Source organism: Streptomyces sp. ID05-26A, from assembly GCF_033794685.1.
Taxonomy (GTDB): Bacteria; Actinomycetota; Actinomycetes; order Mycobacteriales; family Pseudonocardiaceae; genus Lentzea.
On sequence record NZ_JARAYZ010000002.1, the window covers coordinates 443,016 to 465,759 of the forward strand.

At 71.8% G+C, this 22,744-nt stretch carries 17 protein-coding genes; 9 read left to right on the forward strand and 8 right to left on the reverse strand.

Annotated features, from left to right (window positions below):
* Nucleotides 1-123 precede the first annotated feature (123 nt).
* A complete protein-coding gene (locus PV646_RS17755; RefSeq protein ID WP_500343178.1) occupies nucleotides 124-603 on the forward strand; it encodes a carboxymuconolactone decarboxylase family protein in 480 nt (159 codons plus the stop codon).
* Here PV646_RS17755 and PV646_RS17760 read toward each other — a convergent pair.
* The 6 genes from PV646_RS17760 to PV646_RS17785 are packed head-to-tail and all read right to left on the reverse strand — an operon-like array spanning nucleotide 583 to nucleotide 8,432.
* Nucleotides 583-1,341 carry an aminotransferase class IV gene (locus tag PV646_RS17760; RefSeq protein WP_500343180.1) on the reverse strand — a complete coding sequence of 253 codons (759 nt, stop codon included), beginning with the start codon at nucleotides 1,339-1,341 and terminating at the stop codon, nucleotides 583-585. The two genes, PV646_RS17755 and PV646_RS17760, sit on opposite strands and share 21 nt — an antisense overlap.
* A complete protein-coding gene (locus tag PV646_RS17765) occupies nucleotides 1,341-2,537 on the reverse strand; it encodes an FAD-dependent monooxygenase (RefSeq protein ID WP_500343182.1) in 1,197 nt (398 codons plus the stop codon). Before PV646_RS17765 ends, PV646_RS17760 begins: the two co-directional genes overlap by 1 nt.
* Complete coding sequence (locus PV646_RS17770) at nucleotides 2,530-4,107, reverse strand: class I adenylate-forming enzyme family protein (RefSeq protein ID WP_500343184.1); 1,578 nt, start codon at nucleotides 4,105-4,107, stop codon at nucleotides 2,530-2,532. The genes PV646_RS17765 and PV646_RS17770 overlap by 8 nt, the downstream gene beginning before the upstream one ends.
* A 19-nt stretch (nucleotides 4,108-4,126) precedes the next feature.
* Nucleotides 4,127-5,596 (reverse strand): AMP-binding protein, encoded by a 1,470-nt coding sequence (locus PV646_RS17775; protein WP_500343186.1) that lies wholly within the window; start codon nucleotides 5,594-5,596, stop codon nucleotides 4,127-4,129.
* Nucleotides 5,596-7,794 carry an aminodeoxychorismate synthase component I gene (gene pabB, locus PV646_RS17780; RefSeq protein WP_500343188.1) on the reverse strand — a complete coding sequence of 733 codons (2,199 nt, stop codon included), beginning with the start codon at nucleotides 7,792-7,794 and terminating at the stop codon, nucleotides 5,596-5,598. Before pabB ends, PV646_RS17775 begins: the two co-directional genes overlap by 1 nt.
* Before the next feature lie 38 nt (nucleotides 7,795-7,832).
* The gene (locus PV646_RS17785; RefSeq protein WP_500343190.1) at nucleotides 7,833-8,432 is read right to left on the reverse strand and encodes a hypothetical protein; all 600 of its coding nucleotides are present in this window, start codon (nucleotides 8,430-8,432) and stop codon (nucleotides 7,833-7,835) included.
* Nucleotides 8,433-8,779: 347 nt separating this feature from the next.
* Between PV646_RS17785 and PV646_RS17790 the strand changes: the two genes are divergently transcribed.
* The 3 genes from PV646_RS17790 to PV646_RS17800 are packed head-to-tail and all read left to right on the forward strand — an operon-like array spanning nucleotide 8,780 to nucleotide 13,295.
* On the forward strand, nucleotides 8,780-10,651 hold the full coding sequence (locus tag PV646_RS17790) for an FAD/NAD(P)-binding protein (protein ID WP_500343192.1): 1,872 nt from the start codon (nucleotides 8,780-8,782) through the stop codon (nucleotides 10,649-10,651).
* Nucleotides 10,648-12,033 (forward strand): class-II fumarase/aspartase family protein, encoded by a 1,386-nt coding sequence (locus tag PV646_RS17795; protein WP_500343194.1) that lies wholly within the window; start codon nucleotides 10,648-10,650, stop codon nucleotides 12,031-12,033. The genes PV646_RS17790 and PV646_RS17795 overlap by 4 nt, the downstream gene beginning before the upstream one ends.
* Nucleotides 12,030-13,295 carry a 3-deoxy-7-phosphoheptulonate synthase gene (locus tag PV646_RS17800; RefSeq protein ID WP_500343196.1) on the forward strand — a complete coding sequence of 422 codons (1,266 nt, stop codon included), beginning with the start codon at nucleotides 12,030-12,032 and terminating at the stop codon, nucleotides 13,293-13,295. Before PV646_RS17795 ends, PV646_RS17800 begins: the two co-directional genes overlap by 4 nt.
* 56 nt (nucleotides 13,296-13,351) lie before the next feature.
* On the opposite strand, the gene PV646_RS17805 is transcribed toward PV646_RS17800, so the two are convergent.
* Nucleotides 13,352-15,136: an NAD(P)-binding domain-containing protein gene (locus tag PV646_RS17805; protein WP_500343198.1), complete on the reverse strand. Its 1,785-nt coding sequence runs from the start codon at nucleotides 15,134-15,136 to the stop codon at nucleotides 13,352-13,354.
* Between the two features lie 98 nt (nucleotides 15,137-15,234).
* Between PV646_RS17805 and PV646_RS17810 the strand changes: the two genes are divergently transcribed.
* Complete coding sequence (locus PV646_RS17810) at nucleotides 15,235-16,404, forward strand: helix-turn-helix domain-containing protein (protein WP_500343200.1); 1,170 nt, start codon at nucleotides 15,235-15,237, stop codon at nucleotides 16,402-16,404.
* Between the two features lie 59 nt (nucleotides 16,405-16,463).
* Here the strand turns inward: PV646_RS17810 and bdeA are convergent, their stop codons facing one another.
* Entirely contained in the window at nucleotides 16,464-17,315 is an 852-nt protein-coding gene (gene bdeA, locus PV646_RS17815) for a bis(hydroxyethyl) terephthalate hydrolase (protein WP_500343202.1), read from the reverse strand.
* 185 nt (nucleotides 17,316-17,500) lie between these two features.
* Between bdeA and PV646_RS17820 the strand changes: the two genes are divergently transcribed.
* The 4 genes from PV646_RS17820 to PV646_RS17835 all read left to right on the forward strand — a co-directional run bounded on the left by PV646_RS17820 (nucleotide 17,501) and on the right by PV646_RS17835 (nucleotide 22,701).
* On the forward strand, nucleotides 17,501-19,870 hold the full coding sequence (locus tag PV646_RS17820; RefSeq protein WP_500343204.1) for a helix-turn-helix transcriptional regulator: 2,370 nt from the start codon (nucleotides 17,501-17,503) through the stop codon (nucleotides 19,868-19,870).
* Nucleotides 19,871-19,898: 28 nt separating this feature from the next.
* Complete coding sequence (locus PV646_RS17825; protein ID WP_500343206.1) at nucleotides 19,899-20,312, forward strand: acyl-CoA thioesterase; 414 nt, start codon at nucleotides 19,899-19,901, stop codon at nucleotides 20,310-20,312.
* A complete protein-coding gene (locus tag PV646_RS17830; protein ID WP_500343208.1) occupies nucleotides 20,309-21,409 on the forward strand; it encodes a zinc-binding dehydrogenase in 1,101 nt (366 codons plus the stop codon). The genes PV646_RS17825 and PV646_RS17830 overlap by 4 nt, the downstream gene beginning before the upstream one ends.
* A 158-nt stretch (nucleotides 21,410-21,567) precedes the next feature.
* Nucleotides 21,568-22,701: a S1 family peptidase gene (locus PV646_RS17835; protein WP_500343210.1), complete on the forward strand. Its 1,134-nt coding sequence runs from the start codon at nucleotides 21,568-21,570 to the stop codon at nucleotides 22,699-22,701.
* Nucleotides 22,702-22,744 lie beyond the last annotated feature (43 nt).

The window sequence follows — 22,744 nt, forward strand, 5'->3', positions numbered from 1 at the left end:
GAGGACGCGAGGACCACGAGCGTTCGGGGCGCAGCACGACGGAAGCCGAGTCCACAATGGAATCAGCTGACAATTCTGTTGTGGCACAACGGAAATCTAACAATGTTTGACTACAGTGGACGTATGTCGACCACCACTGAGACCAGGGTGAACCTGAAGTCGGTCACCCCGGACGTGTCCACCGCCATGCGGGCGCTGCACCTCGCGGCCGCGGACGCCGCTGCACAGGCCGGACTGCCCGCCCCGCTGCTCGAGTTGCTGCGGCTGCGCGTCTCGCAGATCAACGGGTGCGAGTTCTGCGTCGACCTGCACACCAGGGACGCGCGGAACGGCGGCGAGTCGGCACAGCGCCTCGACGCCCTGCGCGCCTGGCTCGGGTCCACGCTGTTCGACGAGAGGGAGAAGGTCGCGCTCGCGCTGGCGGAGGAGATCACCCTCGTGCACAACCGGCACGTGCCGGACGGGGTGTACCGGGCGGCCGTCGCCGAGTTCGGCGACCGCGCGACCGCCGCGCTCATCTGGGTGTGCACCGTCATCAACGCCTACAACCGCATCGCCGTCAGCACCCGCATGGCCCCCGCGTCACCGGCCGTCTCGGGCTGACGAGGCGCGGGGCGGGTCCAGCGGCAGGCGCATCCGCTCGACCCGCTCCCGCCACGGCGTGAAGTGCCTGCCGCCACCCGGAGCGACGGGGGAGCCGACCAGGTCCGTCACCAGGCGGATGCCGTGCAGGGCGTTGAGCAGCCACACCTCCCGCCCGGCCAGGTCCTCCACCCGGCGGGCACGCCGCTCCGTCCGGATTCCCCGCGCCGCGGCCAGGTCCAGCACGAGCCCAGCGGTCGTGCCGGGCAGCGCCGGGATCTCCTCGGGCGGCGAGCACAGCACGTCGTCCTCCCACCACAGCACGGACGAGGCGGCCGCTTCGACCACGATGCCGTCGGCTGTCCTGAGCAGCGCCTCCTGGGCGCCGTGGTTCGCCGCCTCGGCACGCAGGTCGCCCAACGTCCCGAGGTCCGGGCCCTTGCGGGCCGGTTGGCGCCGCCGGTCGGATCCGCCGGGCACCCACACCCGCACCTGGTCGCCGCGTTCGGGTGCGCGGCGGAGCCGCAGCCGCAACGACGGCGGATCTCCCGCGAGCTCGACCCGCGGGAACCACGCGCCCGTGCGCGGCAGATCGGAGATCGCCGCGCGCCAGAAGCGCTGGAGTTCCTGTGGCGTGACGACGCCGAGTTCCAGGCAGGACCGGCTGAACCTGCTGACGTGGCGGTCCAGCGACCGCACCGACCCGTCCAGCACCAGCCACGAGTCCGCCACCAGGAGGGGAGCGTCGTCGGCCGCCATCAGTGCCCCACTCCGGCGCGCGGGCCGTAGGGCGCGTGTTCGAGCCACTCGCCGAACCGGGGGACCACCGGAGCCAGGGACGCCGCTGCCCGGCGCCGCCACCTCGCCGCCGGGCCGGGTGGCCGCAGGTGCCGCAGCGCGGCGCCCGCGGCGGCGCAGTTGATCTCGGCCGCCGCTCGCCTCGCGGTGGCGAACCCGGTGACGGCCTCGGAGTTCGCCGCGGGGGACCGCCTGCCGGTCGCGATGGCGCCCGCCGCGGCGTGTGCGTCGGCGAAGCCGCTGTTCATGCCCCGCGCACCGAACGGCGGGAACAGGTGGGCGGCCTCGCCCACGAGCAGGATCCGGTGGTGCGGATCGGTGAAGTCGTCCGCGACCAGCTGCAGGAACCGGTAGACCGAGATGGCGGTGATCCGCTCCGGCGAGATCGGCCCGATCACCGCCGGCAGCCATCGCCGCACCTCCTGGGGTGCGGCGATGACCTCGGCCGTGTCTCCGGCCCGGCTCTGCACGTCGACCTGGAACCCGTTCGCGTAAGGCACCACGAGCACGCTGCGGCCGTCCGCGGCGGGGTGGTCGTAGTGCATCACCCGTTCCAGACTCGGTGTGCCGCCCGGCTCGTCGGCGACGTCGACCACCACGTGGAAACCTTCCGCGGCCGTGCCGTCCAACGACGTTCCGGCGCACCTGCGCACGATCGATCTGGCGCCGTCGGCGCCCACGACGTGACTTCCCGGCCAGGTCTCACCTCCGGCCGTGGTGACGGTGACACCGCCGGGGTGCGCGGCGACCTCGGTGACCGCGTCGTTCCACCTCACGTCCACGCCCGCCCGTGCGCAGGCGTCGAGCAGGACGCGTTCGGTCTCGCTCTGCCGCAGGCTGGTGAACGGGGGCAGGCCGCGGGAGGGGTCGTGCGGCGGGAACTCCCTCGCGTAGACCTCCCTCCCCCGGTACAGGGTGCGGCGGACGTTCCACAGCACCCCGCGCGCCGCGAGTTCCCCGCCCAGCCCCGGACTGGTGGATTCCAGCAGTGCCAGGGACTTCCCGTGCACGTAGAGCGCCCGGCTGCCGGTGCGGTGCCGGGTCGCGGGATCCGCTTCGAGCAGGACGACGGGCACCCCGTGGGCGCGCACGGCCAGCGCGGCGAAGAGCCCGGCCGGACCGGCGCCCACGACGATCACCGGCGCCTCGTCAGCCACGGGCCACCGCGCTGTCCCCGGCGGCGATCAGCCGGGCGAGCGCCACGCGTTTGATCTTCCACGTCGAGGTCCTGGGCAGGTCGTCGAAGTCCCACTGCTGTGGCGTGCCCAGAGCGGGGAGGTCCGCCGTCGCGCGTTGCCAGCGGTCCGGTGCCAGCGGTGCGCCGCTGCGAGTGCACACCACGGGCACCGCGACGCCGTCCGCACCGGGCACGACGACCACCTCGCGCAGTTCGTCGAGCCGGGACATCAGCACGTCCTCGATGCGCAGGTTGCTGTCCACGTCGTCGATCCGGTCGATCTCGCGGTCGATCAGGTTCAGCCCGCCCCACCGGCCGCGGGTGCCCATGTCGCCCATGCGCCACCAGCCCCCGTTCAGCTGGGCGTCGAACCTGTCCTGCGCGCCCTGGTAGGTGACGATCCGCCCACGGGTGCGCGCCTCGATGTGCCCGACCGTCCCGCGCGGCACCGGCTTTCCGGAGTCGTCGGTGATCCTCACCCTGGTGAAACCGGGGATGGCGGCGCCGACCAGGCGCCCGTTGCCCCGCGCCGCCCCTCGTTCGGTGAACAGGCGCACGGACACCGGTCCGGTCTCGCTCTGCCCGTAGAGCTGCATGAGGTACTTGCCGCGCCGCTTCGACGCGCCGAGCAGTCGTTGGACCGTGCGCGGGTGGATGGCGTCGAAGGTGCTGCTGAAGCAGCGGACGTTGCGCAGCGGTGCTCCGGGCGCGTCCGCCAGGTCCTCCCACAGCACGAACGTGTTGGGGTGAGTCTCCACGACCCCCGGCTGCCACCGTGCGAGCAGCGGGCCGACCGACGCCGGGTCGTGGTCCACCAGCAGGAGCAGTCGGCTGCCGCCGGACAGGAACGTGCCGAGCGCGTGGTAGAAGCGCGAGTGGACGAACGACATGCAGAAGGCCGCCGTCTCCCCGCGCACGGGCAACGCCATGACCTTCTGCGGCACCAGCCTGTTCCACAACGCGCGGGCGCAGTGCACGGCGAGTTTGGGCACGTCGGTGGTGCCCGAGCTGTGCGTGATCATCGCGGGTTCGTCGGGGTGCAGCCGCACCGGTGTGGCGCGCGCGGTGACCTCCAGGTCGTCGAGTGCGACGGCACCGGGGAACGTTCCGCTGACGAGGACCCGCTTGCCGGTGAGCCTGGAGATGTCGGTGTGCGTCATCAGCCGGGACAGCGTCACGTCGTCCGTCACCAGCAACGGCCGGTCGAGCCGTCCGAGCAGGATGCCGACCACGCCGGCGTCCAGACCGGACGACAGGAGCACGGGGATCGCGCCGAGACGGGACGCGGCACAGGCGAGGAGCGCGATGTCCGCGTTGTCGCGCTTGTGGATGACGACGTGGCTCGCGGGCCTGACACCGGCGGCCCGCAACCGGTCCGCCAGGCGGTCGACGAGGTCGGCGAGCGAGCGGTAGGTGTGCTGCAGTCCGGCGCCGGGAGCGACGTCGAGCACCCGGTCCAGGACGACCGGGACGGCACCGTGGCGCGTCGCCGCCGCGCGGAACATCTGTCCGATGTAGAAACCGCTGTCGGAGAAAATGGTGTGCTGCAAGGGGAAACTCCTCAGTCGGTTACCAGGATCCGGTGCGCACGACGTGCCGGCGCAACTTGCCGGTGGCCGTTCTCGGCAGCTGCCGCACGAGCCGTACGGTGCGAGGGACCTTGAACGCGGGCAGCCGGGACCGGGTCCAGGTGATCAGTTCGTCCGCCAGCCCCGGTGCGTGGCGCGCGGGCACGACGAACGCCCGCAGCCGGGAGGCGTCGTGGTGGTCGAGCACGGCGGCCACGGCGGCCTCGCGCACCAGGGGATGGGCGGTCAGCACGCGCTCGATCTCCAGCGGGGACAGGGAGATCCCGCCGACCAGCTCCATGTCGTCGGTGCGACCGAGGTGGGTCAGCGTGCCGTTGTCGTCGCGGCGCACCCGGTCGTGGGTCGTCAGCCAGCCGTCGACCAGCGCGGCGCGGGTGAGGCCGGGCTGGTTGAGGTAGTGGGAGAACAGGGTTGGGCCGCGCACCCACAACTCACCGTCGTCCTCGGCCGGGAAGCCCTGCGCGTCGCGCACCTGCACCTCCCAGCCGGGCACGGGACGGCCCAGCGTGCCGGGTGTGTTGTCGGCGATCGTGTTGGCGCAGAACGCGTGCCCGGCCTCGGTGGAGCCGATCTGCTCGCGCACCTCGATCCCCAGGTCGTCGCGCAGCCGGGCGCCGAGCGACTCCGGCAGCGGTTCCCCGGCCGACACCGCGACCCGCAGGGAGGCCAGCGCGGCGTGCGCTTCGGTGGACGCCAGCGCGGCGTACGAGGAAGGCACGGAGTACAGGAGGTCGACCCGGTGCCGGGCGATCAGGCCGACGATCTCGTCCGCGCCCGGCCGGTGAGGGGTGAGCACCGCGGCCGAACCCGAGTGCAGCGGGAACACCAGCGCGTTGCCGAAACCGTACGCCCAGAACATCTTCGACACCGAGAGCGCCACGTCACCGACGCCGATGCGCAGGACGTCCCGTCCCACCGAGGTGCCGTACAGGGCGAGGTCCTTGTGCGCGTGCACGACACCTTTCGGCTGACCGGTGGTGCCGGAGGTGTACTGCACGTAGAGCGGGCTCGTCGCGGTGACGTCGGCGACCGGGCCGGTCGCCGTGGTCCAGGCCTGGTCGAGCAGGTGGTCGACGTCGATCCACGGGTGGCCGGAGAACCGGTCCTCCAGGCCGGGGTCCGTCACGCAGAGGCGAGCGTCGCAGTCCGCGAGCAGCAGGTGGTGGTCCGCGGCGGTGAGTTCGGGGTTCACCAGCACGGCGACGGCGCCCAGCCGGGTGATCGCGAGGAAGGCGACCACCCACGCGGCACCGTCCGGCGCGGCCAGCAGCACGTGGTCCCCACTGCGGATCCCGTGCTCGTGCAACACTCCTGACGCCCTGGCGGCGAGGTCGTGGATCTGGCCGTGCGTCCACACCTCGTCGCCCACCAGGTACGCGGGCCGGGACGACCACCCCGCCTGATCGGCGTGCGTCGCCAGCGCGAGGGCCGCGTTGCGGACTCCGCCCATCAGCCGGCCTCCACCTCTGCGCCGACCACGGAGCCCCGACGACGGCGGCGCGCGTGCCTGCCCCGGCGGTACACGCGTGGCTCGGCGAGCAGCACGGCGGCGGGCCGGTGCGCGCCGGAGCTCCAGTACGCCCGCATCGGCGCGGCCAGCTTGAGCAGCATCTCCTGGTACTCGCCGTCGGGATCGGACCCCAGGACGACCGCCCCGCCCGCGCCGATCCGCACGCGCCCGGCCGCGAAGACGGCCGTGCGGATCACGATGCTCAGGTCAGCGGATCCGTTGCAGCTCAGGAAACCCAGCGCGCCGGAGTACACGCCCCTGGCGGTCGGTTCCAGGTCGTCGATGATCTCCATCGTGCGTTCCTTGGGGGCCCCGGTCATCGAACCGCCCGGGAAGCAGGCCCGCACGACGTCCAGCGCGTTCAGTCCCGGCTTCAGCTCGCCCCGCACCGTCGACACGAGCTGGTGCACCGTCCGGTACGTGCGGGTCGCCATCAGTTCCGGCACCCGCACGGTGCCGACCTGGCACACGCGTCCCAGGTCGTTGCGCAGCAGGTCGACGATCATCAGGTTCTCCGCGCGCGTCTTCGGGTCCTCGGCCAGCCGGTCGCGCAGTGCGGCGTCCTCCTCCGGGGTCTCACCGCGTGCGGCCGTGCCCTTGATCGGCTCGGCCTGCACGACGCCGTCGGCGCCGACCCGGAGGAACCGCTCCGGTGAGGAACTGGCGACGTCGACCTCGCCGAAGCGCAGGTAGGCGGAGTACGGCGCGGGATTGACCCGGCGCAGCACCCGGTAGTAGTCGGCGGACGCGCACGTGGCGGGCAGTTCCACCGCCGTGGTCAGGCAGATCTCGTAGCTCTCGCCCGCGCGGAGCTGTTCCTGGCAGGCGACGACGTCGAGCCGGTAGTCGTCCGCGTCCCGCAGCAGCCAGCGTTCGGTGATCTCCACCGCGTCCTGTTCCTGCGGCCACGACCGGACGGCCGGTGCCTCGTGGGACGACAGCGAGGAGAGGAAGGCGAGCGTGGCGTCGAGCCAGCCGGCGGCCTCGTCGTTGCCCGGACGCGTGTCCTCGGCCAGGCAGAGCAGATGCGCCGTGTGTTCCTGGTGGTCGATGACGATGACGCGGTCGGCGAACAACCAGGCCGCGTCCGGTGTGCTGCTGCGGTGGGCGGCCCGCCCGCCGAGCGCCGCCTTGAGCTCGTAGCCGAAGTACCCGACCCAGCCGCAGGTGAAGTCGAACGGGAGGTCCGGTTCGGGGTGTGCCCGATCGGCCAGACCTCGCTCGAGGTAGGCGAAGACGTCCTCGCGTGACCTGGTCGCCGGCCGGCCGGAGCGTTCCGAGGTCACCACACCCGCCCGCACGTCGTAGCTGCAGTACTCGGCGAGCGGACCGGTGTCGTCGCCGAGGTAGGAGAACCTGGCCCCGCGCTCGCCGGCCCCGGCGCCGTCGAGCCAGAACGCGCGTTCCGACGCCGAGTGCAGCTCCGCGAACACCTGCTCGGGATCGACGACCCCCTGGTGGACGGCGATGTGCAGCCGATGGCCGGTGTCTCGAGGTGGGGTCGTGCTTTCGTCGTCCGTCAAAGTGTTCGCCGTACCGCGCACGGTGACGGACGGCCGCGCGGTCTCGGAGAGCGCGCGGAAGTTGGCCAGCAGCCGGGTGCCCCACTCGGTGAGGATCGACTCGGGGTGGAACTGCACCCCCCAGTGCGGCCGAGTCCGGTGGCGCAACCCCATCAGCACGTCGTCCTCCGCCCAGGCGGTGGCCTCCAGGTCGCGTGGCAGCGGTTCGGGCACGTGCAACGAGTGGTACCGCACCGCGGTGAAGCCCTGCGGGATGCCGTCGAACAGGTCACGGCCGCTGTGCGTGACGGTGGTCGGGTGGCCGTGGCGGGCCTGCGGAGCGAGCGCGACCCGTGCTCCGGCCTGGAACCCGATTCCCTGGTGGCCGAGGCACACACCGAGCACCGGGAGCGCGTCCTGGTCCAGGAACCTGGTCGAGCCGGCGAGGTCCCGGCTCCTGCCCGGCCGTCCGGGACCGGGGGAGATCACCACGTTGTCGACGTCGCCGAACGACAACCGGGCCAGCGCCGGGTCGTCGTTGCCCAGCACGAGGGGGTCCTGCCCGTTCACGCCCGCGATCAGGTGGAACAGGTTGTAGGTGTACGAGTCGTGGTTGTCGATCAGAAGGGTCCGCACGTGAGTTCGCTCCGGTGATCGGGGCCAGCGGCGACGGGTCAGGGGCGACGTGAGCGCGACTGCCGCGCGCTGGGGAAGGTCGCCGGTGCGGCGTGCCGTGACCGTGACGCTCTGGGGGGTCGTGAGCCCTGGCGGGCTTCGTTGTCGGGAGGCACGGCCGGGGGCCGGAGGCCGGGGGAGGTCGTGACCAGTACTTCGACGTCCGGCAGGCTGGTCCGCACGGGCTGATCGGCTGGTGGCGCGGGGACGGCGCCCCTGCGCAGCCACGGGCCGAGCACCTTCATCACCTGCGGCATGAGCACCCAGGTCATCAGACCCGTCACACACACGCACAGGACCAACGTGCGCGCCAGGAGCGGCAGGCCCGTCACACGCGGGATGACGGTCACGTTGACCAGCAGCACGGCCGGGAACACCCCGATCAGCGTCACCACCGCCGTCTTCCACTTCGGCGGGAGCCTCGGCGGTGCCGCGGCCGGCGGCGCGGGCTGTGGCGGTTCGACTCGGGAGGAGAAGCGCCCCACGTACTCGCGCCACGTCGCGTGGGACCTCGAACCGTCCCACTCGGCGGCGCTCTCGGCGCTGTCGAACCAGCACAGGACGAGCCAGGTCGCCGGATCGCCCGATGCTTTCTCCATTCTTCCGTCGAGATATCCCTGTGATCTGGAGGCGGCGCTGAGAAGTCCTTTTACCGAAGTCGAGAAACTCGCCATCCGGCCCGAGGTGACCCGGTGCGTGCTGATGACGACGTATTCCTTTTCGTCGGACATCGGACCGAATGCCTCCTTCGGCGCCGGCTGCTCCGTTCGGTGCGGCAGGAACGCCCGTACAAGGATTCATACGGCCGTGAGTAGGTGAGGGTTCAACCGAAGTTGTGAGCGCTAACCTCACGACAGCTTGACATCTGCAGGCGTTGTCTGGGCCGCCCAGATGCCTGGAAGCGGGTAAATCCATTTTGGAAAAATACAGTTCGGCCGTTGTCGGCATGGGTCCGAGAGGCCTCTCGGTATTGGAAAGAATGTGTGCCAATTGGTCGCCGGTCGTCCTCGGTGACGAGCTCGTGGTGCACGTGGTGGATCCCGCGGAACACGGTTCTGGAACCGTGTGGAACACCGGGCAGCAGGGCGGATTCCTGATGAACACGGTGTGCTCGCAGGTCACGGTCTTCCCTGATGACAGCGTGCGGATGGAAGGTCCGGTGCGGCGTGGCCCTTCGTTGTACGAATGGTCGAGATCGGTCGCGTCCACCGCGGGGCTCGACGGCTGGGAGGACGCGGTCAGGAACGAGGCCCGGCGGCTGGGACCCGACTCCTACGCCACCCGCGCGTTCTACGGGCACTACCTCGTCTGGGCGCTGAAGGAGATCTCCCGCGGCGCTCCCGCCGGAGTGCGGATCGTCCACCACCGCCAGCGCGCGGTGGAGGTGACGGAGGACGGGACCGGGCAGGTGGTCCGGCTGGCCGACGGGCAACGGCTCGACGGCCTGGCCGCGGTGGTCCTCGCGCAGGGGCACCTGCCGTCGCGCCTCGGAGCCCGGGAACGGGCGCTCGCCGAGTTCGCCGAGGCGCGCGGCCTGCGGTACGTGGCGCCGGGCAACCCCGCCGACGCCGACCTGACCGCGGTACGACCGGGTGAACCCACGCTGCTGCTGGGCCTCGGCCTGAACTTCTTCGACCACCTCGCCGCGCTGACCGGGGGCCGGGGCGGACGGTTCGAACGGCGCGACGGCGTGCTCGTCTACCTCCCCTCCGGCGCTGAGCCCCGGCTGTACGCGGGGTCGCGCCGCGGTGTGCCGCTGCATGCGAGAGGGGAGAACCAGAAGGGCGCCCACGGCCGTCATCGGGCGGTGGTGCTGACCGAGGACGTCGTGGAGGCGTTGCGCTCCGCGCCCGTCGACTTCCGCGCCCACCTGTGGCCGTTGATCGCGAAGGAGGTCGAGACGGTCTACTACGCGACGGAACTGGCCTCGCGGCCGGAACCCGTTGACGTGGCAGGGTTCTCGGATCGGTTCCGGTCGTGTGCGCGGGGAGAGGAGGAGACCGCGCTGCTGGACGAGTACGGCGTCGAGGAGAGCGTGCGCTGGGACTGGACGCGGATCGAGCAGCCGCTTCCCCGGCTCGGGTTCGAGTCGCTCGAGGAGTTCCGTCCCTGGCTCCTGGCACATCTGCGCGAGGACGTGACCAGGGCGGCCCAGGGCAACGTGCGCGGGCCGGTCAAGGCGGCCCTGGACGTGCTGCGCGACCTGCGCAACGAGATCCGCGCGGTGGTCGACCACGGCGGACTGCACGGCCGTTCCCGTCGTGACGACCTGGAGCACTGGTTCAGCCCGCTCAACGCGTTCCTGTCCATCGGGCCTCCCGCCAGGAGGATCGAGGAGATGGCGGCGCTGATCTCCGCCGGGGTGCTCGACGTCCTGGGGCCGGGCACGCGGGTCGAGGCAGGCCACGCCGAGGGCACGTTCCTCGCGGTCGCCGACCTGACACCGCAGCCGATACCTGTGCGCGTGGTGATCGACGCACGCATGCCCACGCCGGACGTCCGCACCACCGATGACGAACTGCTGCGCGGCCTGCTCGCCACCGGCCGGTGCAGGCCGCACCGGGTGCCGGACGGCGAGGGCGGCGTCCTCGAGACGGGCGGGCTGGACGTGACCCCGAGGCCCGCCAGGGTGGTCGGCGCCGACGGTGCCCCGAACCCCGCGCTGTACGCGCTCGGTGTGCCGACCGAGTCGGTGCACTGGGTGACCGCGGTGGGCATCCGGCCGTGTTCGGCTTCGGCGACCGTCGGCGACGCGGATGCGATCGCACGGGCGGTGCTCGGTCCGCGTCGCGTGCCTCGGCGCGAGGAGACGAGGTGACCGGCGTCCAGAGCGACACGGGGCTGCTGTCCCCAGTGCGGGCGGCGACCGCGGTCGAGGGGATGACGTCCGACGAGGCGTGGCTGCGGGCGATGTGCGCCGCCGAGGCCGGGCTCGCCCGTGCCCAGGCCAGGGTCGGCACCGTGCCCGTGTCCGCCGCCGACGTGATCACCCAGGTCGCTCGTGACGGGTGCTTCGACGTCTCGGGCATCGCCGCGCGGTCGCGTGGCGCGGCCAATCCGGTCGTCGCCCTGGTGCAGGACCTGACGGGGCGTGTCGCCGCCGTCGACCCGGCCGCCGCCGAGTACGTGCACCGCGGCTCGACCAGCCAGGACGTCCTCGACACGGCTTGTTGCGTGGTCGTCGCACGGGTCGTGCTCCAGGTCCGGCAGGACCTCGCCATGGTGATCAGCGCGCTGGAGGACCTGGCCGATCGGCACCGTCACACCGTCATGGCGGGCCGCACGCTCACCCAGCACGCAGTGCCCACGACGTTCGGACTGAAGGCCGCGGGATGGCTGCACCTGGTGCGGGACGTGGACTCCCGGGCGGAACGCCTGGTGCGGCGCGGCCTGCCCGTGCAGATCGGTGGTGCCGCCGGGACCATGGCGGGCTACCTGGAGCACGCCCGGCCGCACTTCGGCGAGGTGCCGGCGGACTACGCCGCGAACCTCGTCACCGCGTACGCCGACGAGATGGGCCTGGCCGAGCCCGTGGTGCCGTGGCACGTGCTGCGCACCCCGATCGTCGACACCGCCACGTGGTGCGCGTTGCTGACCGGGGCGCTCGGCAAGATCGCCGTCGACGTGCAGTCCCTGTGCCGCACCGAGATCGCCGAGCTCAGCGAACCCGCGGCCGATGGCAAGGGGGTCTCCTCGGCGATGCCGCAGAAGCGGAATCCCAGCCTCGCCACCCTGATCCGGTCCGCGGCACTGCAGACGCCGGGGCTCGTCTCCACCCTCGCCCACTGCATGCTCGCCGAGGACGAGCGGCCCGCCGGTACCTGGCACGCCGAGTGGCAGCCGTTGCGGGAGTGCCTGCGCCTGGCGGGCGGCGCCGCGCACACCGCGGTGGAACTGGTCACCGGCCTGCGGGTGCACGCCGGCCGGATGCGGGCGAACCTGGAGATCACCCGAGGGGCGGTCGTGGCCGAACGCCTCTCCGCGCATCTGGCGCCACTGCTGGGAAAGGGGCCGGCGATGCGCGCCGTCGCGACCGCGGCCGGCCGTGGCGGAGCCCTCGCGGAAGCGCTGGCCCAGGACGTGTCCGTGGCGGCGGTGCTCGACGCCGGAACCCTGCAGCGGTTGTGCGATCCCGAGGACTACCTCGGCGCGGCCGGGCACCTCGTGCAGCGCGCCCTGGACGCGGGCGGCACCGGGTGACGGCCGTCCGGAACCCCGTCGCGCGGGAGTGGAGCCCGTCGACCTGGCGCGACCGGGTCGCCACCCACCAGCCGCGCTGGCCCGACTCCTGCGAACTCGCCCGCGCGCGGCTGCGCCTCGCGAGCGAGGCGCCCCTGACCACCCCCGAGGACGTCCGTTCGGTCCGGCACTCTCTCGCCGAGGTCGCCGCGGGAAGGGCGTACGTCCTGCAGGGCGGTGACTGCGCCGAACCCCTCGGCGTCGCCGCCCGTCGTGCCGCGCTGGCCAAGGACGAGATCCTGGGAGCACTGTCGGAACGGATCAGCGCCGCGCTGGACGTACCGGTGCTCACGATCGCACGACTCGCGGGCCAGTTCGCCAAACCGCGCTCCGAACAGACGGAGGTGATCGGCGGCGAGGTCGTGCCGACCTTCCGCGGACTCGCGGTGAACAGCCCGCATCCCGTGTCGTCCCAACGGGTTCCGGACGCCCGGCGGATGGTCACCGCCTACCACTCGGCCCGGGCGGTGCTGGGGGAGTTGCGCGACCTGGCCCGGCGGCGTTCCGGCGACCACTACGGCCGCACCAGCCACGACGGCGTTCGGTGGCGGCACAACGGCATGTGGGTCAGCCACGAGGCCCTGCTGCTCGACTACGAGGAGGCTCTGGTCAGGGTCGACCAGAACACCGGCGGCTGGTATCTCGCCTCGACCCACTTCCCGTGGATCGGCGAGCGCACCCGTGCCGCCGACGGCGCGCACGTCGAGTTCCTGTCCGGCATCGGCAACCCGGTGGGGTGCAAGATCGGCCCGGACGCCGTTCCCGGTGAGGTCGCCGCACTGTGCGCGAAGCTCGACCCGGAACGCCGGCCGGGCAGGCTCACCCTGATCTGCCGGCTCGGCGCACACCGGGTCCGAGCCCTGCTGCCTCCGTTGGTGAGCGCGGTGCGGGACGCCGGCCATCCGGTCGTGTGGATGTGCGATCCCATGCACGGCAACACGAGGATCACCGGCAGCGGCGTCAAGACGAGGCACCTGGACGACGTCACCGGCGAAGCGTCCGCGTTCCACGAGACCCTGCGCGAGCTGGGGGAGTGGCCGGGAGGGCTGCACCTCGAACTCGCGGGGGAGGACGTGACGGAGTGCCTCGGCGGTTCGGGCGTGCCCGACGAGGCGGCGCTCGTGCGCCGGTACACCTCGCTGTGCGATCCGCGGCTCAACAACGAGCAGGCATCGCTGGCGGTGGAGGCGGTGCTTCGGGGCAGTCTGTCGCTCCGCCGGTAGCGGGCTCGTGCCGGCGTCGTCGTGCGCCTTCCTCGGCTGGTAGCGGCAGCCGCTGATCAGCGGAGGTGGTGCACCTCCTGCATGCCGTAGACCGGCGTCGGCACCCCCTCGAACCGCGCTTTCAGCTGCAACGCCAGGAAGAGCGAGTAGTAGCGCGACTGGTGCAGGTTGCCGCCGTGGAACCACAGCCCGGGCTGCCGGGTCGGCTTCCACATGTTGCGCTGCTCGCCCTCCCACGGCCCGGGGTCCTTGGTCGTGCCGGAACCGAGGCCCCAGCACTTGCCGACCCGGTCGGCCATCTCCTGGCCCGCGAGGTCGGCGACCCAGCCGTTCATCGAGCCGTAGCCGGTGGCGTAGACGACGACGTCGGCCTCCAGTTCGGTGCCGTCGGAGAAGACGACCGCGTTCTTCGTGAGGCGGTCGACCTGGCCGCGGACGAGCTTGATCTTGCCGTCCGCCACCAGTTCCGAGGCGCCCACGTCGATGTAGTAGCCGGAGCCGCGGCGCAGGTACTTGAGGAACAGGCCGGAGTCGTCGTCGCCCCAGTCGAGGTCGAAGCCCGCCTTCTCCAGTCGCGCGTAGAAGTCCGCGTCGCGTTCCTTGATGCGCTGGTACACCGGGATCTGGAACTGCGGCAGGATCCGGTAGGGCAGGGAGGCGAAGATCGTGTCGGCGCGGTCGGTGGTGACGCCGGCGGCGACGGCCCGTTCCGAGTAGAGGTCGCCCAGGGCGATGTCCATCAACGAGTCCGAGCGCACGATGTGCGTCGACGAGCGCTGGACCATCGTGACGTCGGCGCCGTGCTCCCACAGGGCCGCGCAGATGTCGTGGGCCGAGTTGTTCGAGCCGATGACGACGGCCTTGCGTCCGGCATAGGCCTCGGGGCCGGGGTGTTTCGAGGAGTGGTGCTGGTCGCCCTCGAAGACCTCGGCGCCGGGGAACACCGGCACGTTCGCCTTGCCGGACATGCCCGTCGCGAACACGAGCTGCTTCGGGTGCAGTGTCACGGTTTCGCCGTCGCGGTCGACCGTGACCGTCCATTGTGTCCCGTCGTAGGTCGCTTCCTTGACCTCCGAACGGGTCCAGTACGGCACCTCCATCACCCGCGTGTACATCTCCAGCCAGTCCGCGATCTTGTCCTTGGGCGCGAACACGGGCCAGTTGTCCGGGAACGGCAGGTAGGGCAGGTGGTCGTACCAGACCGGGTCGTGCAGGCAGAGGCTCTTGTACCGCTTGCGCCACGAGTCGCCGGGCCGGTCGTTGCGTTCCAGCACCAGCGCGGGCACGCCGAGCTGCCGCAACCGTGCGCCGAGGGCGATGCCGCCCTGCCCACCGCCGATGACCACGACGTAGGGCTGTTGCGCGTACCCGAGTTCGGCCTGCTCGCGCTCGCGTTCCTCGGCCCACGACCTCCGGTCCTCGATCACGCCGTGCCGCACACCCTTGGGCCGAGACTCCTCGAACCCCTTCAGCTCGTGCAGGCTGGTCAGCAACGTCCACGCGCCCTCGTCGTTGAGCCGCAGGTGTCCGCGGCACCGCCCGGCCGCCGTCTCGAACTCGAGCCACGCCTCCACCACCCCGTCCGCCTCAGTGGGCGTCTCGGTGGTGCGGAAGTTCTCCGGATCGGCGCCGTCGAGACACGCGCTGAGCAGGTCGGCCACCTGCTCGCGGCCTTCGACGGTCTTGATGTTCCAGGTGAACGCGACGAGGTCGCGCCAGTAGCTGTCGGTGGCGAACAGCCCGGCGGCGGCGTCGACGTCCCGTGCCTTGAGAGCGGCCTCGAACTCGGCGAGCCAGGCGTCCACCCTCGCCTGTGCCGTCTGTTCCACGGTCTGGGGCATCGCCGCTCCTCATCACTCGTCGTACCGCTGATTCACCTCCTTCCCGCGCTTCGGCGAAACCGTTGCACCGGATTGCACGCCTGGGTCATGCTCGACCGGTGAGCGTGCCCAGGGCAGTGCCGCCCGGACAGCACCTGCCCACGTATGCCCGCGAACTCGTGCGCATGCACGACGCGGTCATCGCCGGCAGCCGCTCCGCCCTGCGCCCGCGAGCCCTGGTCTCCCGCTCCTGGAACCGGGTGCTCGACCTCGGACTCCGCGCGGACGACGTCAACACCCGAGACTGGCTGAGCTCCGCCGAGATCGGCCGCCGCCAGGAGAGCTCACCGTTGCGCGAGGTGGTCCCGGACCTGCGCACGGTCGTGGGCTCTCTGGCCGACGCCTCCCAGTTGCTGCTGGTGGTGACCGACCACGAGGGCGTCATCCTGTGGCGCTCCGGCACTCCCGCGGTCCGTCGCCGGGCGGATTCGCTGGGCTTCTTCGAGGGCGCCGACTGGACCGAACGTCGCGTCGGCACGAACGCCATCGGCACCGCCATCGCGGAGGCGGCACCGGTGGAGTTGCTCGCGGGAGAGCACTTCGAGCAGGGCCAGCACCCCTGGTACTGCACGGCCACACCCGTGCACGACCCGCGCACCGGCTCGCTGCTCGGGGTGATCGACGTGAGCGGGCCGGCGTTGACGCTGCACCCGGCGATCGGCGCGCTGGTCGAGACGGGCCGGCTGCTGGCCGAGTCGCGACTGTGGCGGTACCACCGGGAACGTCTCGAACGGCTCCGGACCGCGGCCCTGCTGACCGGGCCGTCGCTGATCGTGGACGACGACGGCTGGGTGGCGGCCTCGCACGGGGTGGCCGTCGGCTCGCGCATCGCGGTCCCGGTCGACGGTCACCCCGTTGCGGTGCCGGGACTCGGCGCCTGCACGCCGGAACGTCTCGCCGGTGGCTGGCTGATCCGCCCGTCCTCCGTGGACCGGACGGTCAGCCTCGATCTGGATCTCACCCGGACGCCTCAGGTGCGGCTTTCCGGCGGTGACGCGGACTGGCGCCGCACTGTCACGCGGCGCCACGCGGAGATCCTGGTGCTGCTGCACCGGGCCGGCCGGGCCGGGCTGTCCGCCGAGGCCTTGAGCCAGGCCCTGTACGGGGACGCCGAGCACGTGGTGACGGTGCGGGCGGAGGTGTCGCGGTTGCGGCGGTTGCTGGGGGCCTTGGTGGAGACGAGGCCGTATCGGCTGTCCGGCGACGTGCGGATGACCGTGCTGGGCTGAACCGGGTCGGGTCGCGGCGCCCCGCGCTCGGGATGGCGCCGCGACCCGTGCTCAGGCGATCAGGAGTGCGGGCAGGTGTCCCGGTACTCCTCGATCAGCGTGCTGCGTCCCGGTGCCGGGCAGAGGAACTGCTCGTAGCGGGTGTCGTTGTCGATGAACCGCTTGAGCCACGAGATGCTGTACTTCGCGATCGTCGTGTTGGACGAGTTCGGGGCGAAGTGCGAGGCGTTGTTGAGCTCCAGGTACGCCTTGTCCAAAGTGGACGGCAGTGACGTGTAGAACGGTTCGGAGTGCGACGAGACCGGTGCGATGGAGTCGCTCTCGGCGCCCACGACCAGGGTCGGGACGCGGACGGACGACCAGTTCTTCGTGGTGTGCCAGCCGGTCAGCGGGATCGCCGCCTGCAGGGCCGGGCGCTGGCTGGCCGCCCGGAGCGTGCCGCCGCCGCCCATCGAGTGACCCATGACGCCGAGGCGGGACGAGTCGATGCGCGAGCGCACGCTGCTCTGGCCGGTGAGGTAGTCGAGGGCTGCCAGCAGCTGGGAGGCCCGGCTGTCGGGCTGGTCGTAGATCGAGTTCGTGTCGATGGTGAAGATCACGAAGCCCTGGGACGCGAGGCGCGGGCCGAGCCACGAGATGCTCGACTGGGTGCCGGTGTAGCCGGGGGAGATGACGACCGCGCCGAACGTGCCGGCGGAGGTGCTGGTCGGGTAGTAGATCGTGCCGCCGCCGAAGCCGCCCACCAGCGACGAGACCGAGGTTTCCGAGACGGCGAACGAGCCGCGGGACGCCTCGATGCTCGAATTGGTGGGTGCGGGGCCTCGTTCGTACGGGTTGGCGGCCGCCTGGGCGACGGTGCCGCCGAGAAGTACCAGGGACAGCGCGACAGGAAGCACGGTGCGGAGTTGCACGGCGTTGTACACCTCATTCGGCAGGGAACGGGGGAACGCCTTCGACCCTGCAACCCCGCCGTGAGGGTCCGCATCGGTGCAACCACCGGTCTCGCCGAACAACTTCGATGGAAAAACTAACGGTGGTAGGTGAATTTGGTGCCTACCCCTTCCGGTGGAGCCGTTGCCGCCGTAAGACTGGGCCGATGCTGCGTGGCCGAGAGCGGCAACGCGTCGCCGTGGACGCGTTGGTGGACCGTGCGCGCGTTGGGTGCGGCGGGGTGTTGGTGCTGCGCGGTGAAGCCGGCTCGGGCAAGACTGCGCTGCTCAACGCCGTGAGAGACACCTACGACGCGTTGCTGTGCGTGGATGTGCCCGAAGTCGACGACGACCTCATCCGACTTGCTCAGGACGTCGCCGACACGAGGGCTGCGCTGCTGATCACCACCGAGGGGGAGCCGCGCGGGCTGCCCAGCGTCACGCTCGATCCGCTCGACGCGGCGACGAGCGTGCGAGTGCTGCACGACCTCGTGCCCGGCCTGCCCTCCACCCTCGCCGCCGACCTCGCGGACCTGGCCTGCGGGAACCCGCTCGCACTGGTCGAGCTGGCCGGGGCACTCACGTCCGCGCAGCTCGGTGGCATCGCGCCGGCGCCCGAGACGTTGCCCGAGAACAGCTCGCTGCGGCTGAGGTGGCGCGCCCGGTTCGCCGCCCTGTCTCCCGAGGCGCAACACGTCGTCGCGCTCGCGGCGGTCGACGAGGAGATCGACGCCGAGTCGCTCGACCTGCAGGCGGTGATCGAGGCCGGTCCGTTGTTCGACTCGCGCAGGCTGGTCCGGTCCGCCCTGAGAGTGGACGTGCCGCTGGCGCTGCGACGCCTGGCCCACGCCGAACTGGCGCAGAGCCTGCCCCCTGGTGCCCGCCGCACGTGGCACCAGGCCGTGACGACGCAGGACGCCGGGCTCGCCGACGACCTCACCGTCCACGCCGAACACGCCCGCCGGTGCGGCGACTTCGCGCGGGCCGCCCGTGACCACGACCGCGCGGCCCGACTCACGACCGACCCCGAGCAGAAGGCGCGGCACCTGCTCAAGGCCGCGGCCGACCACTGGGCGCACGGAGCGCCGCACCGTTCCCGGGCTGTTCTGCGCACGGCGACGAAGATGACCCACACGCCGGAGCTCAGGGCGTTGATGGACCTGGTCGTCGGCGGCATCGACCTCGGCGAGAGCCTGCCGGACGTGGCGGCGGACCGGCTGATCCGCGCGGCGAAAGGCCTGGTCGGCACACAAAGGGTGCTCGCGGTGGCGGCGCTCGGGTTCGCGGGCGAGGCGGCGAGCATCGCGGGCGACCACCGCCGCTACACAGCGGTCGCCGAGTTCGCCCGGGAGATCCGCAGCGCCGACGAACCGCCTGCCACGCGGCTCACGCTCGACCACCTCACCGGGATGCTGGCGACGTTCGACGGCAGGCACGACGAGGCGTTGCCCGCACTGCGCACCGTCGTGGACCTGGCCGACCAGGTCCCCGGCCCGCAGGCCCGCATCTGGGCGAGTCAGGCCGCCTACGTGCTCGGCGACGCCACGCGGTCGCACGAGATGGCGACCAGCGCGGTCACGGCGGCGCGCGAGAGCGGGTTCACCGCCCTCGTGCCGTGGGCGCTGGTGTACCGGGCCTTGTCGGCGTTGCTGCTGGACCAGCACGCGGCCGCCCTCAACGCCGCGACGGAGGGCGTGCACGCGGCCACGGCGATCGGCCAGCACAACGCCGTAGTCGACCACCTGACGATCCTCGCGCTGCTGGCGGCGCTCCGCGGCGACACGGACACGGCGCTGGACCGCATCGACACCGCCACCGAGCAGATCACCCAGCGCGGGCTCACCCGGCCCGGCACGTTCGGCGCCTGGGCGTTCGCGTGCGTCGACCTGGCCCGCGACCGGCCCGCCGACGCGCTGGAACGGCTGAGGCTGAACCCCGGACACGCCGGCATCAAGGTGATGGCCGCCCCGCACGTGGTCGAGGCCGCGGTGGCGTGCGGCAGACCGTCCACAGGGGACCGAGCGCTGGAACCGTTCGCGAGGTGGGCCGGCAGCACGGGGAGCACGGCCCGCCTCGCGCTCTCGCACCGCTGCCACGGCCTGCTGGAGAGCGGCACGGCCGACGAGCACTTCGAGGAGGCGATCCGGCTGCACCGGGCCAGCGGCACCGCCCTGGAACTCGCCAAGACCGAGCTGCTGTACGGGAACCGGCTGCGGCGCGGGCGCAAACCCAAGGCAGCGCGCGAACACCTGCGCGAAGCCGTGCACATCTTCCAGTCCTACCAGGCTGATCACTGGGTCGAGCGGGCCCGCGCCGAACTGCGCGCGGCCGGCGACTCCACGAGCGAACCGAGGGACCACCCCGGCCTGACGCCGCAGCAGGCGCAGATCGCCAGGCTGGTCGCGGAGGGCGCCACCAACCGCGAGGTCGCCGCGCGGTTGTTCCTGAGCCACCGCACCGTCGAGCACCACCTGCGCAACATCTTCGCGCGGCTCGGCGTGCGGTCGAGGGTCGAGCTCACCAGGAGACTCGGCTGACCACGAATCGATCAGCAAGGATGGGTCTTTGCGCGAGAACTACCGGCACTGGCAGCGGATTCCGACCCGTTGGGCGGACAACGACGTCTACGGCCACGTGAACAACGTCGTCCACTACGCCTTCATGGACACGGTGATCAACACGTGGCTGATCGGCGCCGGGCTGGACATCCAGGCCGGGCGGCAGATCGGGCTCTGCGTGGAGTCGCACTGCAACTACCGCGCCTCCATCTCGTTCCCGGAGGCGGTGGACGCCGGGCTGCGCGTCGGGCACCTGGGCAAGTCGAGCGTCCGCTACGAGGTGGGGTTCTTCTTCGAGGGACGCGAGGACGTCGTGGCGGAGGGGCACTTCGTGCACGTCTTCGTGGATCGGGACACGCGCAAACCCGTGGAGATCCCCGCGGGTCTGCGCACGGCGATGGAAGGTCTGGTGGCGGTGTGAAGACGCGAGGCGCGGTGCTGACCGCGGTCGGCGGACCGCTGGAGATCGTGGAGCTCGAACTCGACCCGCCCGGCCCCGGCGAACTGCTGGTGCGCGTGCACGCCACCGGCCTGTGCCACTCCGACCTGTCCGTGATCGACGGCTCGCGCGTCCGGCCGTTGCCCATGGTGCTCGGCCACGAGGCGGCGGGTGAGGTCGTGGAGGCCGGTCCGAACGCCGAGTTCAAGGCGGGCGACCACGTCGTGCTGTCGTTCGTGCCCGCGTGTGGTGCCTGCCGCCGGTGCGCGTCGGGCCGTCAGGCGTTGTGCGAACCCGGTGCCGCGGCCAACCGCGACGGCACCTTGCTGAGCGGCCAGCGACGGTGGACCCTGCCGGACGGCACGCGTCCGCACCACCACCTGGGCGTGTCCGGGTTCGCCGAGTACACGGTGATCTCCGACCGCTCGGCCACTCTCGTCCCACCGGACCTGCCCCTGGACGTCGCCGCCCTGTTCGGCTGCGCGGTGCTGACCGGTGCGGGCGCGGCGTTCTACAGCGCCGAGGTGAAGCCGGGGGAGAAGGTCGCGGTGTTCGGCCTCGGCGGGGTCGGCCTGGCGGCGGTGCTCGCGGCGGTCACGGCGGGTGCCACGCAGGTCGTCGCGGTGGACGTGGTGGAGCACAAGCGCAAGCTCGCTCTCACGCTCGGCGCGACGCACGAGGCCGCAGGCGGTCCGGACGTCGTCGCGCACGTCCGGGACCTGACCGGGGGTGGTGCGGACAAGGTCATCGACACGACCGGCGTCGCGGCGGTGCTCGAACAGGCCTACGCCGCGACGGCCGTCGGCGGCACCACCGTCACCGTCGGCCTGCCGCACCCGGACCGGACGGTGTCGCTTCCGGCGCTGAACCTGGTCGCTGAGGAACGCACGCTCAAAGGCAGCTATCTCGGTTCGTGCGTGCCGCGCCGGGACGTGCCCAGGTTCGTCGACCTCTACCGCGCGGGACGGCTGCCGGTCGAGGGCCTGCTCACCGGGCGGCTGGGCCTGCACGAGATCAACGACGGGTTCGCCAGGCTGGCCTCCGGAGAGGCGGTCCGGCAGGTCGTCGTGATGGAGTAGTGCCCGATTCGGCCCATTCGGGCATTTGTCGGGCAGGACAGTTCCGGTAACAGGTGTTGACCACCGCCGCTGTCCTGCGCCACGGTGAGAGCGCTCTCATGTTCGTCGCTGCCCGCAACGGGGCGGGTAGCGATCCCTGCACGGACAAGGAGAAGAGCATGCGCTTCACCATGCCCAGAGTCGTGCCCGCGCTGGCCCTCGTGCTGGTCGGGTCCACCTTCACCGTTCCGGCCCAGGCGTCGGAGAAGGTGATGTCACCCGGCCTGCTCACCGCGATGAGCTCGGCGTTCGGGCTGACCGAGGCCCAGGCGCGGCTGCGTCTGGAGAAGGAACAAAGCGCGTCGGTCCTGGCACCGCGCGCGGAAAGCGAAGCCGGTGCCGCACTCGCCGGCAGCTGGTTCGACGAGGCGAAGAACCGCCTGGTCGTGGCCGTGACCGACAAGGCAGCGGCCCGCAAGGTCGAGGCCACCGGCGCCGAGGCCGTCGTCGTCGGCCGTTCGGCGAACTCCATGGCGGCCCACAAGAACCGCCTCGACGCCCTGTCCGCGACCGGCTCGGTGCCGTCCGCGGTCGCGGGCTGGCGTCCCGACGTGCGCACCGGCACCGTCGTGGTGGACGTGGAGGCGGGCAAGCAGACCGCCGAGGTGGCCTCGTTCCTGGACAAGGCACGTCAGTTCGGTGCCATCTCCGTGCGCACCGAGGGCGTCCAGCAGCCGCAGACGTACGCGGCGGGCACGGTCGGCGGCGACCCGTACTACACGGGCAACGTCCGCTGCTCCATCGGCTTCTCGGTGCACGGCGGCTACGTCACGGCGGGCCACTGCGGTGGCAACGGTGCGGCCGTCTACGGCTGGGACCGCTCCTTCCAGGGCAACTTCGCGGGTTCCTCGTTCCCCGGCAACGACTACGCCTGGGTCCGCACCGGCGGTGGCTGGTGGACCGTGCCGGTCGTGCTCGGCTGGGGCCGGGTGCCCGACGCGCTGGTGCGCGGTTCGTGGGAGGCGCCGGTCGGCACCTCGGTCTGCCGCTCGGGTTCGACGACGCAGTGGCACTGCGGCGTGATCCAGGGCCGCAACGAGACGGTCAACTACCAGCAGGGCGCGGTCTACCAGATGGTCGGCACGTCGGTGTGCGCCCAGGGTGGCGACTCCGGTGGCTCGTTCATCACCGGTGACCAGGCCCAGGGTGTCACGTCCGGTGGCTACGGCAACTGCACGAGCGGCGGTCGCACGTGGTTCCAGCCGATCAACGAGATCCTCAACGTCTACGGCCTGAGGTTGCACACCGCCTGATGAACTCCCGGCTGTCCACCGCTTCTCGCGGTGGACAGCCGGT